Source organism: Xenorhabdus sp. XBWT, assembly GCF_059072735.1.
Window position 1 is genome coordinate 1,566,031 of the sequence record NZ_CM180990.1, and the last position, 17,979, is coordinate 1,584,009.

The window sequence follows — 17,979 nt, forward strand, 5'->3', positions numbered from 1 at the left end:
ATGTTTACCGTTATCATTCCAGCACGTTTTGCTTCAACACGTCTGCCAGGGAAACCACTGGCTGATATTCACGGCAAGCCAATGATTGTACGTGTAATGGAACGGGCTGCTCGCTCCGGTGCTGAACGAGTGATTGTGGCGACAGATAACCAAGACGTTTTTGATGCAGTGATTGCCGCAGGCGGCGAAGCTTGCATGACAAATGAAAATCACCATTCAGGTACAGAACGTTTGGCTGAGGTTATTGATAAATACCAATTTGCTGATGATGAAATCATCGTAAATGTTCAGGGGGATGAGCCTCTTATTCCAGAACAGATCATCAAACAGGTGGCTGATAATCTGGCTGGCTGTGATGCTGGAATGGCAACACTTGCCGTACAGATCAAAGATGTGGAAGAAGCGTTCAATCCTAATGCTGTTAAAGTTGTCATGGATGCGCAGGGTTATGCACTCTATTTTTCTCGCGCTACCATTCCGTGGGAGCGAGATCGCTTTATGCAATCAAAAGAGTCGATTGGAAATGACTTCCTGCGTCATATTGGGATTTATGCGTATCGTGTCAGTTTTATCCGCCGGTATGTACAATGGGCGCCAAGCCCATTGGAAAATATAGAGATGCTTGAGCAATTACGTGTGCTTTGGTACGGTGAAAAAATTCATGTGGCAAAAGCATTGCAAGCACCTGGCGCAGGTGTTGATACACCGGAAGATCTGGATGCTGTTAGAAAAGTTTTTGCAGAGCTTTGATCTTTCTATCAGAGAAAGTATCAATTAAATCTGAGCTAAAAGAGAATGCGTTATTACCGCATTCTCTTTTTTTCAACAGTGTTTTTTCTCAATGTTATTTCTAATTTGATGATATTTTAACGGTTTTTACTGAGAATCTTCTGATTTTTCAGTATCAATATCAGCACCTTTTGGTTTAATTGCTTGCCAGATCCGACCTAATGTTTCATACCAAGCACGTTCTGTATGTGAAAAATAATAGGCTGAGGGGATATATTTCTCCCACGGATACAAAGGTGTTGTGACAGCCAATTGATTGGCAGGGGCTGCAATTGGGTGTAAACCACGTTGCTCAAAAAAACGCAGTGATCTTTTCATGTGATTAGCTGATGTAACAAGAATAAAAGATTGTTGCCCAACCACTTTTTCAACTTCAGCTGCTTCTTCTTCGGTATCCAAAGGTTTTTTTAATGCTATCGTGTCCTCTACAGGAATTCCCACAGATTGTGCTACCATAGCAGCAACTTCGGCACTGCTAATTGAATTAACGCCTTTACCGCCTGTGAAAATCATTTTAGCGCCAGGATTAAGGTGATATAACCGAATGCCTTCAGTCACCCTAGGCAAGCTATTACTAATAAGGTTAGCACTAGGTGCCCAATGGGAATTATAAGTGAAGCCGCCACCAAGAACTACAATGTACTTTATAGGTGTAGCCTGTGGTATGTCGGGTTCATAGCGCTGAACGTATTTCCCTTCAATAGGCAGTAAGAGTTTGTCCGCAACAGGTTGTAAACTCAATAAAAGTAATGCGAGCCAGCTCAGTGATAAAATGGTTTTGCCTGTTTTTTGCCAACGGGTGAACCACAGTAATATCAGGGCGGTGAAAGAGATAATAATAATCAACGGCAAAGGCATTAATAACGAACCGATATACTTTTTTAACAGGAATAGCATTGACTGACCTTGATTTGGTTGAATTATAGTCGCGCAGGGTCGAATTTAAGACGAATTTAAGACTAAAAGTAGTTAATTAAATGATTACTGTGCCAAAATAACAGTAGCAAAAATAGCAGTAGATAGCATAACTACTCAATAGATAAATTAAACTTAGCTTATAAGTGAGGCAATTTTTCATGCGGGATCGCAATTTCGATGATATTGCAGACAAATTTTCGCGTAATATTTACGGCACAACCAAGGGTAAAATCAGGCAAGCCGTTGTCTGGCAGGATATTAACGAATTGCTGAACCATTTGCCTCAACGCCCGTTACGCATTCTGGATGCGGGGGGCGGTGAAGGAAATATGGCTTGCCAATTGGCTGAATTAGGCCATCAGGTGATACTTTGTGATCTATCTGAAGAGATGGTTCAACGGGCAAAACACAACGCTGAGGAGCGTGGTGTTCTCCACCAGATGCAATTTATTCAAAGTTCAGTACAGGAAATTAATCAGCATATTGAACAGCCTGTCGATCTGATTCTATTCCATGCTGTATTGGAGTGGATTACTGACCAAAAAGATGCAATAGAAACATTGGGAGATATAATAACGCCCGGTGGTGCACTCTCATTAATGTTTTATAATGCTAATGGGCTGGTTATGCGTAATGCCATCTTGGGTAATTTCCATTTAGCAACACCTAATATTCAGCGTCGCCGAAAACGTTCTCTATCGCCGCAAAACCCATTAGTACCGGAACAGGTATATAAATGGCTGACTGAACTCAACATGGAAATAACGGGCAAGACAGGAGTGAGGGTTTTTCACGACTACCTTCAAAGCCGCCAATTACAGAACGCAGATTTTCCGGCGTTACTTGAACTTGAACAACGTTATTGCAGACAAGAGCCCTATATCAGCCTGGGGCGCTACATTCATGTGATGGCACGCAAGCCTACCTTAAAGAGCGAATTATGAGTGAATATTCCCAGACTGTTCCTGAACTTGTATCCTGGGCCAGAAAAAATGACTTTTCAATTTCGTTGCCACCAGAACGGCTGGCGTTTTTGATGGTGATTGCCGTATTAAACAGTGAACGGTTTGACGGTGAAATGAGTGAAGGAGAGCTGGTAGATGCTTTCCGTGAAGTATGTAAAGGCTTTGAGCAGACTTCTGAAGTGGTATCCGTCAGGGCAAATAATGCCATAAATGATATGGTCCGCCAGAAGTTACTTAATCGTTTTGCCAGTGAGATGGCAGATGGCAACGCTATCTATCGTCTGACTCCATTAGGAATTGGTATTAGCGATTATTATATTCGCCAGCGTGAATTCTCCACGTTGCGTCTTTCCATGCAGTTATCTATCGTAGCCAACGAATTGCATCGGGCGGCAGAAGCGGCCGAAGAAGACGGGGATGAATTCCATTGGCATCGCAATGTCTTTGCTCCGCTGAAATATTCTGTGGCTGAAATTTTTGACAGTATTGATATGTCCCAACGCCTGCTGGATGAACAGCAAAACAGTGTAAAAACGGATATCGCCGCGCTGCTTAATCAGGATTGGCAGGCTGCTATCGCTAACTGTGAACAGCTACTGTCTGAAACCTCGGGTACTCTGCGGGAGCTTCAGGACACATTGGAAGCAGCGGGTGACAAATTGCAGGCCAACCTATTGCGTATTCAGGATGCCAATATAAATGGCAGCGATTCTGAGCTGGTTGATAAGCTGGTCTTTGATCTGCAAGGTAAACTGGATCGTATTATCAGCTGGGGACAGCAATCTATTGATTTATGGATAGGTTATGATCGTCACGTTCACAAATTTATCCGAACTGCCATTGATATGGATAAAAACCGGATTTTTGCCCAGCGCCTTCGCCAATCCATCCAACACTATTTTGACAATCCGTGGGCGTTGACCATCGCTAACGCAGAGCGCTTGCTGGATGTACGTGATGAAGAACTAACTTTGCGTAATGAAGAGGTAATGGGAGAATTACCGCCAGAAATGGAATATGAAGAGTTTAGTGAAATTAACGAACAGTTGGCTGAGATGGTGGAACAGGCACTGGCAGTTTACCAGCAGGCAAAACTTCCTCTGGATTTGGGCGCTGTAATGCGCGATTACCTCACTCAGTATCCACGTAAACGCCATTTTGATGTGGCGCGCCTGTTGGTGGATCAAGCGGTAAGGTTGGGCGTTGCAGAAGCGGATTTCTCTGGGTTGCCAGCGGAATGGTTAGCGATTAATGATTACGGAGCCAAGGTGCAGGCACATGTCATCGACACATATTGAACAAATTATGCCGGTAAAACTGGCTCAGGCATTATCCAATACACTTTTCCCTGAATTAGATAGTCAGCTTCGTGCTGGGCGTCACGTCAGTCTGGATGATCTTGATAATCACGCTTTTCTGATGGATTTTCAGGAAGAATTGGAAATGTTTTATGCGCGTTATAACGTCGAGTTAATCCGTGCACCAGAAGGTTTTTTCTATCTGCGTCCCCGTTCAACGACATTGATCCCGCGATCTGTCCTGTCTGAATTGGACATGATGGTAGGTAAGATCTTGTGTTACCTCTATCTCAGCCCAGAACGTTTGTCCAATCAGGGAATATTTACCTTTCAGGAGCTGTACGAAGAACTATTGTCTCTGGCCGATGAAAATAAGCTGATGAAAGTCCTGAACCACCGTTCTACAGGCTCCGATTTGGACAAACAGAAATTACAGGAAAAAGCACGAACCTCCTTAAACCGATTGCGCCGTTTGGGAATGGTTTATTTCCTGCAAAATGACAGCAATAAATTTATGATTACTGAAGCCGTATTTCGCTTCGGTGCAGATGTACGCAGCGGTGACGACCCACGCGAAGCACAATTGCGGATGATCCGTAATGGTGAGGCCATTCCTGTGGAAGGGGAAGCACTGCAAAAAGAGAATGAGCATGAAGAAACATCAGGGCATTCAGCAGAAGATGTGGAGGGTGAACAGTCATGATTGAACGCGGTAAATTTCGCTCACTGACGTTAGTTAACTGGAACGGCTTTTTTGCCAGAACGTTTGATCTTGACGAACTTGTGACGACCTTATCTGGTGGTAATGGAGCGGGTAAATCTACTACGATGGCAGCATTTGTGACCACGTTGATCCCTGATTTAACGCTACTCCACTTCCGCAATACCACAGAAGCAGGGGCAACCAGTGGCTCCCGTGATAAGGGGCTACATGGTAAATTGCGGGCAGGAGTCTGCTATTCCACATTGGATGTCGTGAATTCCCGCCATCAGAGAATTATTGCAGGGGTACGTTTACAACAAGTTGCTGGACGTGATCGCAAGGTTGATATCAAGCCGTTTATGATTCAGGGAATTCCTGCATCTATTCAGCCAACACAGTTATTAACTGAAAATATTGGCGAACGTCAGGCACGCGTTCTGCCCTTGAATGAACTGAAAGAACGCCTTGATGGAATGGAAGGTGTCCAGTTCAAACAATTTAACTCTATTACCGATTATCATGCTCTGATGTTTGATTTAGGGGTGATACCAAAACGTTTGCGTTCAGCAAGTGATCGCAGCAAGTTTTATCGCCTGATAGAAGCATCGCTATATGGTGGTATTTCCAGCGCCATTACCCGCTCACTGCGTGATTATCTACTGCCAGAAAACAGTGGAGTCAGAAAAGCGTTTCAGGATATGGAAGCCGCATTGCGTGAAAACCGCATTACACTGGAAGCTATCCGTGTTACGCAATCCGATCGTGATCTTTTCAAGCATCTCATCACAGAATCTACTGCCTATGTTTCTGCTGACTATATGCGTCATGCCAACGAACGCCGTGTTCATTTGGATGAATCATTGGCTTTGCGCAGTGAATTGTTTGGTAGCCGCCGTCAATTGGTAGCTGAGCAGTATCGTCATGTTGAAATGGCGAGAGAGCTGGCGGAACAAAGTGGTGCATCTTCTGATTTAGAAATGGATTATCAGGCGGCCAGCGATCATTTGAATCTGGTTCAGACAGCGATGCGTCAGAAGGAAAAAATTGATCGTTATCAATCAGATATCGAGGAACTGACTTATCGGTTGGAAGAACAGGTCGAAGTTGTTGAAGAAGCAAAAGAACTTCAGGCGGAATATGAAACCTCATCTGAGGCAGCAGAACAGGAAGTTGATGAATTGAAAAGCCAGCTTGCTGATTATCAGCAAGCGCTGGATGTTCAGCAAACTCGCGCAATTCAATATCAGCAGGCATTGCAAGCACTAGAACGAGCACGTGAGCTTTGTCAACTTCCAGAACTGGTGACCGAAAATGCCGATGAGTGGCAAGAAACTTACCAAGCCAAGGCACAGCAGGCGACTGAAACTTTGCTGGCATTAGAACAGAAGTTAAGTGTTGCTGACGCGGCTCACAGTCAGTTTGAGCAGGCTTATGAGCTGGTTAAAAATATTGTTGGTGAAGTGAGCCGCAGCGAAGCCTGGCAAGCCGCCCGTGAAGTATTGCGGGAATGGTCATCTCAACGCCATTTGTCTGATAGGGTTCAACCGTTGCGTATCCAATTGTCTGAATTGGAACAACGACTGAACAGTCAGCAAAATGCTGAGCGTTTACTGCAAGAATTCTGTAAGCGCCATAACCAGCAATATCAGGCGGAAGATTTAGAGACGCTACAGAGTGAATTAGAAGCCCAGTTGGAAGAATTAAGCCTGAGTGCCAACGAAAGTGGTGAACGCCGCATTCAGATGCGTCAGGAGTTTGAACAGCTGAAACAGAAGATTCAGGGGTTGACAGAGCGTGCGCCAGTATGGTTGGCAGCACAGGAAGCCCTGAATCAGCTTTGTGAACAGAGTAATGAATCGCTCGAAAGTGGTCACGATGTCACTGAATACATGCAGCAATTGCTGGAGCAAGAACGAGAAATCACTGTTGAACGTGATGACGTAGCGGCTCAGAAACGTGAACTGGAAAAACAAATTGATCGCCTGAGCCAACCAAGTGGAGCAGAAGATGGTCGATTACTCGCATTAGCTGAACGTTTCGGTGGTGTTTTACTGTCAGAAATTTATGACGATATTACCCTTGATGATGCGCCTTATTTCTCTGCGCTGTATGGCCCTGCTCGTCATGCGATTGTTGTGCCTGATCTTTCATTGGTTCGTCCACTTTTGGAATCATTGGAAGATTGTCCGGAAGATCTCTATTTGATTGAGGGTGATCCGCAATCTTTCGATGACAGTGTATTCCACTTCGAAGAGCAGAACAGTGCAGTTCTGGTGAAATCATCTGATCGCCAGTGGCGTTATTCCCGCTATCCTGAAGTTCCCCTGTTTGGTCGGGCGGCAAGAGAAAATCGTCAGGAAGCACTCAGTCTTGAGCGTGATACTCTGGCTGAACGTTATGCAACGCTCTCATTTGATGTTCAAAAAACCCAGCGGACACATCAGGCTTTCAGCCGTTTTGTGGGTAAGCATCTGTCTGTTGCGTTTGATGATGATCCAGAGGCAGAAATTCGCAGCCTGAATCAACGCCGAACCGAGCTGGAGCGGGAATTATCTCAATTTGAGACTAAAACCCAGCAGCACCAACAAAAACTTGTTCAGGTTAAAGAAAGCCTGTCAGCGCTGAATCGCTTGATCCCACAAATGACAATCCTGTTGGATGAAGCGCTGATTGATCGCGTGGACACTGTCCGTGAAGAAATGAATGAAGCGCAGGATGCAGCTCGATTTCTGCAACAGCACGGCAATGCATTGACTAAGCTCGAACCGTTGGTTTCTGTTTTGCAAAGCGATCCACAGCAACATGAACAGTTGCAGAAAGATTATGAGGCTGCGCAACATAGCCAGAATAGAGCTAAACAACAAGCTTTTGCTTTGACGGAAGTTGTACAGCGCCGTGCGCATTTCAGCTATAGCGATTCCGCAGGAATGCTCAGTGAAAACTCTGATCTAAACGACAAACTGCGTCAACGCCTTGAACACGCGGAATCGGATCGTAGGCGCGCACGTGAACAATTGCGCCAGCAGCAAGCACAATATGCTCAGTTCAGCCAAGTCTTGGCATCACTGAAAAGCTCTTATGACACTAAGCAGGATATGTTGAAAGAGCTTGAACAGGAGATGAAAGATATTGGTGTTCAGGCGGATGCTAATGCAGAAATTCGTGCGCGTGAACGTCGTGATCAGCTTCATACTGCTGTAAATACTAACCGTTACCGTATTAACCAGCTTGAGAAACAGATCGCATTCTGTGAAGCTGAAATGGAAAATCTCCAGAAGAAATTACGTAAATCTGAGCGTGATTACTATCAAAAGCGTGACCAAGTTGTTTCTTCAAAAGCGGGCTGGTGTGCTGTCATGCGCATGGTGAAAGACAACGGTGTTGAACGTCGCTTACATCGCCGTGAGCTGGCCTATATGGAGGGTGATGATTTGCGTTCAATGTCGGATAAGGCATTGGGTGCATTGCGTCTGGCAGTAGCTGATAATGAACACCTGCGTGATGTGTTGCGCTTGTCTGAAGATCCGAAACGCCCTGAGCGAAAAATTCAATTCTTCGTTGCCGTTTACCAACATTTACGCGAACGTATTCGTCAGGATATCATCCGCACAGATGATCCAGTTGATGCGATCGAACAAATGGAAATTGAACTGGCGCGTTTGACTGAAGAATTAACAGCACGTGAGCAGAAATTAGCGATCAGTTCCAAGAGCGTAGCTAATATCATTCGCAAAACCATCCAACGTGAACAGAATCGCATTCGTATGTTAAATCAGGGATTGCAGGCGGTTTCCTTCGGACAGGTTGGCGGTGTGCGCCTGAATGTGAACGTGCGTGAAAGCCACTCTGTTTTGCTGGATGTGTTGTCCGAACAGCAGGAACAGCATCAGGATCTGTTCAACAGCCAGCGTTTAACCTTCTCAGAAGCGATGGCAAAACTGTATCAGCGCTTGAATCCACAAATGGATATGGGGCAACGTTTGCCACAGACTATTGGTGAAGAGTTGCTGGACTACCGTAACTATCTTGAATTAGACGTTGAAGTAAACCGTGGCTCGGATGGTTGGCTGAAAGCGGAAAGTGGGGCATTGTCTACCGGTGAGGCCATTGGTACGGGGATGTCTATTCTGGTCATGGTGGTACAGAGCTGGGAAGAGGAATCACGTCGTCTGCGTGGTAAAGACATTTCACCATGCCGCCTGTTGTTCCTTGATGAAGCTGCACGTTTGGATGCTAAATCCATCGCAACGTTGTTTGAATTGTGTGAACGTTTACAAATGCAATTAATTATCGCTGCACCAGAGAATATCAGTCCGGAAAAAGGCACAACTTATAAATTGGTTCGTAAAATTTTCAATAATCAAGAACATGTACATGTTGTTGGATTACGTGGTTTCGGACAGGATGCCCCTGTGATAGAACAAACGCAACCTCAAATGCAGTCACAACCGATATTGGAAGAGTAATTTCATTATTAAGAGATACTGTTATTAAGAGGGGTCATAGTGAGACCCCTCTTGTATTATCTGAAAATGATGGGCCGATATTTAGTGATAGTAGTCGTTAAATCTGAGTATTAATCTTAAATATCAATAGAATATACTCTGACTAAAGGCACCAGAGGTGCCTTTTTCTTTTTTAAGGTCAGTATGCTCTAATTTATTATAGTGAATATTTTATTTTGTTGAGTGTCATTGCGTATGATTGTCTCTCTATCTTAAGAAGTAATTACGTATATAATTACTTCTATTCTTTTCTGATAAAATAGGGCGACTGAGAATTAGAATAAGTCATTGGACAGCTGCATAACATAATAAGGTGAGGTGAACTCTTATGGCGAAGAACACGGTCAGGTTTCTGAAAGTTTCTTTTATCTGTAGCGCATTAGCGGTATCAGAGGGAACCTTTGCAAATCAACAAAATGGATTGATAACAAGTAATGTGCAAGAATTATCAGAGGAACAAAAAAAAGAAAATTTGACTGATTCAGTTGATAAGACTATTCCTATATCTTCCGGAACGTCTATTGATGAAAATCGAAAAAAATTACAAAATTGGTTGCCACAACAAATAAAACCGATATTCTTTGAACGGTTGGCAACATTATATACTGCTAATAATATGAAACCGCTATGGCAGGATAAAAAAACAATTCAACAGTTTGAAGAACAATTGATTGAATTATCATTAGCTGGTTTCCAGCCTCAATTTGAAAAATGGTTGATACAACTTCATTCACCTGAATTAAATGATATGGGACGAGATATTCTTTTGTCTGATGCTATGTTAGGTTATCTCCATTTTGTCAATGATGTTAAGAAAAAAGGAAATTCATGGTTATATAGCAAAACTCCCTATAAAATTAATTTACCAACCTCTCAATCAATTGATAAATGGCAACAACATATCAATAATAACAACACCCTCTCTTATATTACGACCTTGTTACCTAATCATCCTATGTATGAAAATATGCGTAAGGAGATGTTAGGACAATTATCTGATAGGCAACCATGGACAGAGTTCTCCTTCAAAAAGACGTTAAGGTTAGGGCAAAGTAGTGAGAGTATAGTTGCATTGAGAAAGATATTAGTTCGTTCCGGTGTGCTGGAATCATCTTCAGTCAAATCTGATAATAAAGTTTATGGCGAAGAACTGGTTGCTGCTGTAAAACGATTTCAAGCCCTGCATGGGTTATCTGCGGATGGTGTGATCGGTCAATCCACGAAAATATGGTTAAATACCACACCACAAACTCGTGCCCGTATAATGGCATTAAATATACAGAGATTACGAATTATTCCGGCTGATATGCCTACAGGTATTTTTGTCAATATTCCAAATTACTCACTTTTTTATTATTTGGATGGTAAGGAAGTATTAAGCTCTAAAGTCGTGGTTGGTCGCCCCAGCCGCAAAACACCGATTATGAGCAGTCAATTGAATAATGTGGTAATTAATCCGCCGTGGAACGTACCTACCAGTATGACCCGGAAAGATATCGCGCCAAGGGCAATGCGTGATTCGAGTTATTTTCGCACTCGGGGTTATACAGTTTTTTCCAGTTGGGGTAATGATGCCAAGGTTATTGAACCTTCATCAATTGATTGGGGAACAGTAACACCAAGTAATTTTCCTTACCGAATACGACAGGCTCCTGGCCCAACTAATTCATTGGGGCGTTTCAAATTTAATATGCCAAATTCAGAAGCGATTTATTTGCACGATACGCCAAATCAGGCTTCTTTTGATCGGGAAATGAGGGCAGTCAGTTCAGGCTGTGTGCGTGTAAATAAAGCGCCTGAACTGGCTGACATGTTATTGGGGGATGCGGGTTGGAATAAAAATAAAGTTAATAATTCATTGAAAACATGGACAACAAAATATGTAAATATACCCAAAAAAATTCCTGTTTTTCTCTATTATCAAACAGCCTGGGTTGATGAAGGAGGGGTGCCACAATATCGGGCTGATATCTATGACTATGATATAAGTGCGAGACAACAATCAGAGGTGTTTAATGAGATTCTGGCTACCAGAAATGATTTATAATTTTTGTGGTTCCTCATCATTTATGAGGGAATGAATTTGATGTTAATGTTATGAACGGTGAAAGAAATAACACTTCCTTCACCGTTATTTTTTATTGCTAATTATTTTTCCAATGATTTTATTCCTGTTATATAATCTTAGCCGGATTTCTCTCCTTTATTGAGGAAGCATTTATATCCCATATGGAGATATCTCCCATTAACTTATCGTCATCAATATTTACTTTCGTTTAATACGCTTTGAATTTTGTTAAATAGATCACAATTATTGGCCGATTAATTTACACTAATATACAAAAAAATTGAAACTAAGTTTTATTTGTTGGTGTCTTATTAGTCGATTAAACTCAATAAGTAATGAAGTTTAGAATATATTAATAAATCATAGAATAGCAGGGCATATTATCCATGAATGATATTGACCATGATCGCCGGAAGTGGCTCGGCGTAAGCGTGGCCGCATTGGGGTTAAGTTTATTACCTCAACATGCTTTGGCTGCATTGACAACCCCACGCCCCCGAATTTTACATTTTAATAACCTACATACAGGAGAAGAACTCAAAGCTGAATTCTTTGATGGTCGCCGTTATAACAAATCAGAATTATCCCGTTTGAATTATTTATTTAGAGATTTTCGTCAAAATAAGATCAAAACGATTGATCCAAAATTATTTGACCAAATTTATTTATTACAGATGATGATGGGAATAAATAAACCTGTTCAATTAGTCTCTGGCTATCGTTCATTAATGACAAATAATATGTTACGCCAAGCCAGTGGTGGTGTAGCAAAACATAGCTACCATACTCGTGGACGAGCAATGGATTTTCATATTGATGGTATGCAACTTGCGAATATCCGTAAGGCAGCGTTGAAAATGGGGGCTGGAGGGGTCGGGTTCTATCCAAAGAGTAATTTTATTCATATTGATACAGGCCCGGTCAGGACGTGGTAATCTTATACCTATAGTCTTGATTGTGGAGTCCAACAATATAATGAAATACCACATTATCCCCGTCACGATGGCGATGCAAAATTGTACATTGATTTGGTGTGAGGAAACTCAGGAAGCGGCGATTGTAGATCCTGGTGGTAATGCTGAGCAACTTATTGCCGAAATAGAGCGTCGTGAGTTGAAACTGACACAAATTTTGCTGACTCATGGTCACTATGATCACGTTGGTGCTACCCTTGAAGTCTCCAAGCATTTTAATGTACCTGTTTATGGGCCACATAAGGGAGATGCTTTTTGGATAGAAGGGCTGGAAATTCAATGTCAAATGTTTGGTGTTGAGCCATGTCCCTCTTTCACGCCGGATCGTTGGTTAGAGGAAAAAAATACGTTGCAAATTGGCAAGGTTGAATTGTCTGTTTTGCATTGTCCGGGGCACACGCCAGGGCATATTATTCTTGTTAATCATGCCGATAAATTAATCTCAATGGGAGATGTGTTGTTTAAAGGAAGTGTCGGTCGTACGGATTTTCCGGGTGGAAATTATGATGAATTGATTCAATCCATTAAAGAAAAAGTGCTGCTTTTGGGGGACGATTATCAATTCATTCCCGGTCACGGACCGATGTCAACATTAGGATATGAACGGAAGACTAACCCTTTCCTGCAAGATTAATGAGATGTATTTTTTATCGTAATAGTTTGTATTAAAAAGATAAAAGCCGTCCTTCTGAACTGACCCCAAAAAGTTGGACATTTTAGTTAAGCGGCATGTAAGGCCTGATTTCGATATTCTATCGGAGTTAGGCCTTTTAATTTCACCTTAATCCGTTTTGTATTGTAATATTCGATGTATTCTTCTATCTTTTCAATCAGTTCATCAGCATCTTTAAAGTACTGTCGGTGATACATTTCTGTTTTGAGTAAGGCAAAAAAGTTTTCGGCCATCGCATTATCCAAACAGTTCCCTTTCCTCGACATACTTTGCTTAATATCTTTATCAGCAAGTTGTTTTTGATAAGCCCTATGTCGATATTGCCAACCTTGATCACTGTGAATGAGTGGCTTAGCGTGAGCATCTACCCGGGGTCGTTAAATTGAGAACTGCGCTAGTGTGAGTGAGAGACCAATCATTTGTCCACATTAATTTCAAAGCATGGAGTTTTGTTGTAGCACAAAGAGAGTGAGGCGTTGGCAAAAAAGCGTTATCACCATGAATGGCAACAACTTGAGACCAGTATCGAATTTGTCGAGAAGAGATTGAATATTCCGCTGATAGCTTATCCGATGCGTTACCTGCTAGACATCGTTTAGCAATCATGATTTTTAGTTCACGACTATATTTAGACATAAAAAACCCCCAGTCATTGGTTGTCCAACTATTGGGGGTCACTTCACTTCAGCGGCTTTTTAGATAATATATCAATACTCAGATAAAATTTAGAGTACAGCAACGATAGCTTCACACAGAGGAACCATGTTCTCCAGTGTTAAACCCGCTACATTGATACGACCAGAACTAACGGCGTAAATACCAAACTCTTCACGCAGACGATCAACCTGTTCTTTAGTCAGGCCGCTGAATGAGAACATACCATTTTGAGAAATAATAAAGCTGAAGTCTTGCTTCGCACCTTTTTCCTGCAAGGTGTTTACAAACAGTTGGCGCATACGTTGAATACGTTCGCGCATTGTTGCCAATTCCTGAATCCACTCAGCTTTCAAATCATCGTTGGACAGAATTGTTGTAACAACGGAAGCACCGTGTGCTGGTGGGTTAGAGTAATTGGTACGAACAATAGACTTCGCTTGGCTGAATGCTTTTTCTGCGGTATCGCTGTTTGTTGCAACGATGGTGCAGGCTCCAACACGTTCATTATACAGGCCGAAGTTTTTGGAATAAGAGCTGGCAACGATCAGTTCATTATGATTCTTGGTAAAAATGCGCAGACCTTCTGCATCTTCATCTAATCCCTTGGCAAAACCTTGGTAAGCAAAGTCAAATACAGGCAACCAACCATTTGCAGCAGATAAATCAGCCAGTTTTTGCCATTGTTCAGGTGTTGGATCGATACCGGTCGGGTTATGGCAGCAACCGTGCAACAGAATAATATCACCTGCTTGTGCTTCAGACAGGCTTGCTAGCATGCCTTCGAAATTCAGCGCATGTTTTTCTGCATCGTAATAATTGTATTCGCGGATTTCTAAACCAGCGCTGGCGAAAACACCTTTATGGTTTGGCCAGGTAGGGTTGCTGATCCAGACACGTTTTGCATTGGTCTGTTTAGCAATAAAATCAGCGGCAGTGCGCAGTGCGCCAGTTCCGCCCGGGCTTTGTACAGTACGGGCACGCTTATCAGTTACGACAGGACTGGATTTGCCAAAGAGCAGTTCTTGAGTGACACGGCCAAATTCAGGTAATCCGCTAATTGCCAGATAATTTTTGGTGGTTTCGTTTTCCAGCAGGAATTTCTCTGCTTTTTTAACGGTGGTCAAAACAGGAGTTTTACCTGTTTCGTCTTTGTAGACTCCGATACCCAAGTTAATTTTATTTTCACGTGGATCCGCTTTAAAGCTATCTGCTAAACCAAGAATAGGATCGGCAGGCGCTGCTGTGATTTTCTCAAACATTTTTTTGATTCCAAGACTCGGAGAGTTAAGCCTAAAATAAGTTATACGCCGCTCAGAGTAACCTTAAGGAATACATTTGCCAACCACTTGTAGCAAAAAGAATAAAATCTTGTGAAGTAGTTTACGGAGTGAGAAAAAGAGCCTGAAAAAACAGTAAAATAAAATGTAAAAAGCAGCGCCGGAGCGCTGCTTTTCTGAGATAAATATGTTTAGCTTTTAGCTAAACAGTTTATCAACAGTGATTAGAACTGATAAGTCAGGCCAACACCGAATACGTTGCGAGCGTTTGTATTGCCACCTTCGTTTTTGTCCAGCAGGTTGATTTTGTAATCAACATAGGTAGACAGGTTTTTGTTGAAGTAGTAGTAAGAACCTACAGAAACATATTTAACCAGATCTGCGTTGAAACCTTTATCACCGTCGTTACGCTCCAGATCCTTACCTTTAGACTGAACGTAAGCCAGAGATGGCTTCAGGCCGAAATCAGAGAACAGGTATTGTGCAACCAGTTCAAAGTTCTGAGTTTTATTGGCGATACCATTGAAGTGGTAAGCTTTATTTCTGCTTACATTTCCACCAATGCCTGAAGTCATATTACGGGTTTCACCGTACATAGCTGCCAGATATACGTTGTTAGCATCATATTTAGCACCGATGTTCCATGCTTCTGCACGCTTACCGTGAGCAGCAGTGGTATCCCAGTCATGGCCACGAGTAGAGTTAGCGTAAGAACCACCAACAGTGATACCGTAACCTACGTCATAAGTGGTAGCCAAACCATAACCGTCACCATTTGCAGTAGCACCGCTACGCTTATTTTTGGTGCGCTCGCTGTTCTGACCTTGGTATTGCAGAGCAAAGCTCAGACCATCAACCAGACCGAAGAAATCAGTGTTACGGTATGTCAGCAGGCCGGTAGCACGGCCAGTCATGTAGTTGTCAGTGTGAGCCATGGAATCACCACCAAAGATTGGCAGTACGTCAGTCCATGCGCTGACGTCGTAGTTTACGCCGTAATTACGGCCGTAATCCAATGAACCGTAGTTAGCGAATTTCAAGCCAGCGAAAGCCAGACGAGTAGCAGTATCTTGTTTACCTTCTTCAGTATGAGCTTTCAGGTTGTATTCCCAACGACCGAAACCAGTCAGTTGGTCAGAGATCTGAGTTTCGCCTTTGATGCCGATACGAGCATAAGAAGCATCGCCGTCTTCGCTGCTTCTTTTATCTGCGATTTGGTGACGAACGTCTACTTTACCGTACAGATCCAGTTTGTTGCCATCTTTGTTAAAAATCTCAGCCGCGTTTGCTGTACCAGCAACCAGCAGAGCTGGGATTACCACTGCAAGAATATTGCGCTTCATTATTATTACCCTCATTGGTGTTATCCAGACACTTGTTACTGTCAAAAATAGAACACTAAAAATTTTTGGAACTATTTGTAGGTATCGAGTGTCTTATTAATTGGCGATCAGTGTTCCATTGGTAATGAATTTTATCTACCCTCAAAATGCTACAAAAGTGCAAAATAAGTAACAAAGTGAAAATAGATATTTCAAAATGTAAATATCAGGGAACTTTTTTCGTGCAGTTTTCGCAATAAAATGAAAAAAGCCAACTTTCGCTGGCTTTTTGAAGGATTGATTTTAGATTATTTTTTGATCTGATTCATTAGAAACTTGCGTTTCTTGGCGTCCGTGGGAATGGAATAACATCACGAACATTTGATACTCCAGTAACATAAGCCACTAAACGTTCGAAGCCTAAACCGAAACCAGAGTGAGGAACGGTGCCGTAACGGCGCAGATCACGATACCACCAGTAATCTTCTTTATTCAGCTCCATCTCTTCCAGACGTTTATCCAGCATATCCAAACGCTCTTCACGCTGAGAGCCTCCGATGATTTCACCGATTCCCGGAGCCAGAACATCCATCGCAGCAACAGTTTTGCCGTCTTCATTCATACGCATATAGAAGGCTTTGATGTCTTTTGGATAGTTTTTCATGATCACTGGCGCTTCAAAATGTTTCTCTGCCAGATAACGCTCATGTTCTGATGCCAAATCCACGCCCCAAAAAACGGGGTTCTCAAATTTCTGGCCGCAATTTTCCAGAATTTTTATTGCATCAGTGTAATCTACCTGAACAAAGTCAGAATCAACAAATTTCTCCAGACGAGTAATAACTTCGTTATCAACACGTTCTGCAAAGAATGCCAGATCATCTGCACGTTCTTCCAATGCCGCTTTGAAGACATATTTCAGCATATTTTCGGCAAGTTTGGCGATATCATTCAGATCTGCAAACGCGACTTCAGGTTCGACCATCCAAAACTCTGCCAAGTGGCGGCTGGTATTGGAGTTTTCCGCACGGAAAGTTGGCCCGAAGGTATAAACATTACTCAATGCACAAGCATAGGCTTCACCGTTCAACTGACCGGATACCGTCAAGAAAGCTTCACGGCCGAAGAAGTCTTGGCTGAAATCCACTTCGCCTTTATCCGTACGTGGCAAGTTTTGCAGATCTAACGTAGAAACGCGGAACATTTCACCTGCACCTTCTGTATCTGATGCGGTAATCAGTGGGGATGATACCCAGAAGAAGCCTTTTTCATGGAAGAAACGATGCAGGGCTTGAGCCAGTGTATGACGAACACGAGCAACTGCACCGATCAAGTTGGTACGTGGACGAAGATGAGCCACTTCACGCAGGTATTCAATACTGTGGCGTTTAGCCGCCATTGGGTAAGTATCAGGATCATCAACCATACCAACCACAACGATTTTAGTCGCTTGCAGTTCAAAAGACTGTCCCTTGCCCTGAGATGCGACTACTGTTCCCGTAACTTCTACAGAACAGCCCGTGGTTAAATGTAATACTTCATCCTGATAATTAGGTAAATTATTATTAACGACGGCCTGTAATGGATTAAAGCAGGAACCGTCATAGACGGCGAGGAACGAGATACCAGCTTTAGAATCTCTCCTTGTACGTACCCAACCGCGAACGGTGACTTCGCTGTCAACCGGAACACGGCCTTGCAGTACATCGACTACAGGCGCTACGCTCATAAATTTCTCTCTTCTTTATTAAGTGAATTAGATAGATTTTAGATTTACCATAAATGCCCCCCATTAGGGGCAGATCTTCTATCTTACTTGCCATCTCTCAG

The 17,979-nt window shown here is 42.7% G+C and carries 13 protein-coding genes and 1 pseudogene; 8 read left to right on the forward strand and 6 right to left on the reverse strand.

The window, feature by feature from the left end:
* A complete protein-coding gene (gene kdsB, locus AC5JQI_RS07020) occupies positions 1–750 on the forward strand; it encodes a 3-deoxy-manno-octulosonate cytidylyltransferase (protein WP_493914185.1) in 750 nt (249 codons plus the stop codon).
* Between the two features lie 126 nt (positions 751–876).
* On the opposite strand, the gene elyC is transcribed toward kdsB, so the two are convergent.
* The gene (gene elyC / locus AC5JQI_RS07025; protein ID WP_493914186.1) at positions 877–1,686 is read right to left on the reverse strand and encodes an envelope biogenesis factor ElyC; all 810 of its coding nucleotides are present in this window, start codon (positions 1,684–1,686) and stop codon (positions 877–879) included.
* Between the two features lie 179 nt (positions 1,687–1,865).
* On the opposite strand from elyC, the gene cmoM reads away from it, so the two are divergent.
* The 7 genes from cmoM to AC5JQI_RS07060 all read left to right on the forward strand — a co-directional run bounded on the left by cmoM (position 1,866) and on the right by AC5JQI_RS07060 (position 12,854).
* On the forward strand, positions 1,866–2,651 hold the full coding sequence (gene cmoM, locus AC5JQI_RS07030) for a tRNA uridine 5-oxyacetic acid(34) methyltransferase CmoM (protein ID WP_493914187.1): 786 nt from the start codon (positions 1,866–1,868) through the stop codon (positions 2,649–2,651).
* Positions 2,648–3,970 carry a chromosome partition protein MukF gene (gene mukF, locus AC5JQI_RS07035; RefSeq protein WP_493914188.1) on the forward strand — a complete coding sequence of 441 codons (1,323 nt, stop codon included), beginning with the start codon at positions 2,648–2,650 and terminating at the stop codon, positions 3,968–3,970. The genes cmoM and mukF overlap by 4 nt, the downstream gene beginning before the upstream one ends.
* Positions 3,951–4,673 carry a chromosome partition protein MukE gene (gene mukE / locus AC5JQI_RS07040; protein ID WP_323854359.1) on the forward strand — a complete coding sequence of 241 codons (723 nt, stop codon included), beginning with the start codon at positions 3,951–3,953 and terminating at the stop codon, positions 4,671–4,673. Before mukF ends, mukE begins: the two co-directional genes overlap by 20 nt.
* A complete protein-coding gene (gene mukB / locus AC5JQI_RS07045) occupies positions 4,670–9,139 on the forward strand; it encodes a chromosome partition protein MukB (protein ID WP_493914189.1) in 4,470 nt (1,489 codons plus the stop codon). The genes mukE and mukB overlap by 4 nt, the downstream gene beginning before the upstream one ends.
* 367 nt (positions 9,140–9,506) lie before the next feature.
* Positions 9,507–11,225, forward strand: a complete 1,719-nt coding sequence (gene ldtD / locus AC5JQI_RS07050; RefSeq protein ID WP_493914190.1) for a L,D-transpeptidase — start codon at positions 9,507–9,509, stop codon at positions 11,223–11,225.
* A gap of 407 nt (positions 11,226–11,632) precedes the next feature.
* On the forward strand, positions 11,633–12,181 hold the full coding sequence (mepK, locus tag AC5JQI_RS07055) for a peptidoglycan L,D-endopeptidase MepK (RefSeq protein WP_493914191.1): 549 nt from the start codon (positions 11,633–11,635) through the stop codon (positions 12,179–12,181).
* A gap of 40 nt (positions 12,182–12,221) precedes the next feature.
* A complete protein-coding gene (locus AC5JQI_RS07060; RefSeq protein ID WP_493914192.1) occupies positions 12,222–12,854 on the forward strand; it encodes an MBL fold metallo-hydrolase in 633 nt (210 codons plus the stop codon).
* 86 nt (positions 12,855–12,940) lie between these two features.
* Here the strand turns inward: AC5JQI_RS07060 and AC5JQI_RS07065 are convergent.
* The 5 genes and pseudogenes from AC5JQI_RS07065 to asnS all read right to left on the reverse strand — a co-directional run.
* A pseudogene (locus AC5JQI_RS07065) lies at positions 12,941–13,240 on the reverse strand (IS3 family transposase); the annotation flags it as partial.
* Positions 13,241–13,244: 4 nt separating this feature from the next.
* The gene (locus tag AC5JQI_RS07070; RefSeq protein WP_493914093.1) at positions 13,245–13,529 is read right to left on the reverse strand and encodes a transposase; all 285 of its coding nucleotides are present in this window, start codon (positions 13,527–13,529) and stop codon (positions 13,245–13,247) included.
* An 89-nt stretch (positions 13,530–13,618) separates the two neighbouring features.
* A complete protein-coding gene (locus tag AC5JQI_RS07075) occupies positions 13,619–14,809 on the reverse strand; it encodes an amino acid aminotransferase (protein WP_493914193.1) in 1,191 nt (396 codons plus the stop codon).
* A gap of 242 nt (positions 14,810–15,051) precedes the next feature.
* Complete coding sequence (locus tag AC5JQI_RS07080; protein ID WP_493914194.1) at positions 15,052–16,170, reverse strand: porin; 1,119 nt, start codon at positions 16,168–16,170, stop codon at positions 15,052–15,054.
* Between the two features lie 307 nt (positions 16,171–16,477).
* Positions 16,478–17,878: an asparagine--tRNA ligase gene (gene asnS / locus AC5JQI_RS07085; RefSeq protein ID WP_493914195.1), complete on the reverse strand. Its 1,401-nt coding sequence runs from the start codon at positions 17,876–17,878 to the stop codon at positions 16,478–16,480.
* Between the last annotated feature and the right edge of the window lie 101 nt (positions 17,879–17,979).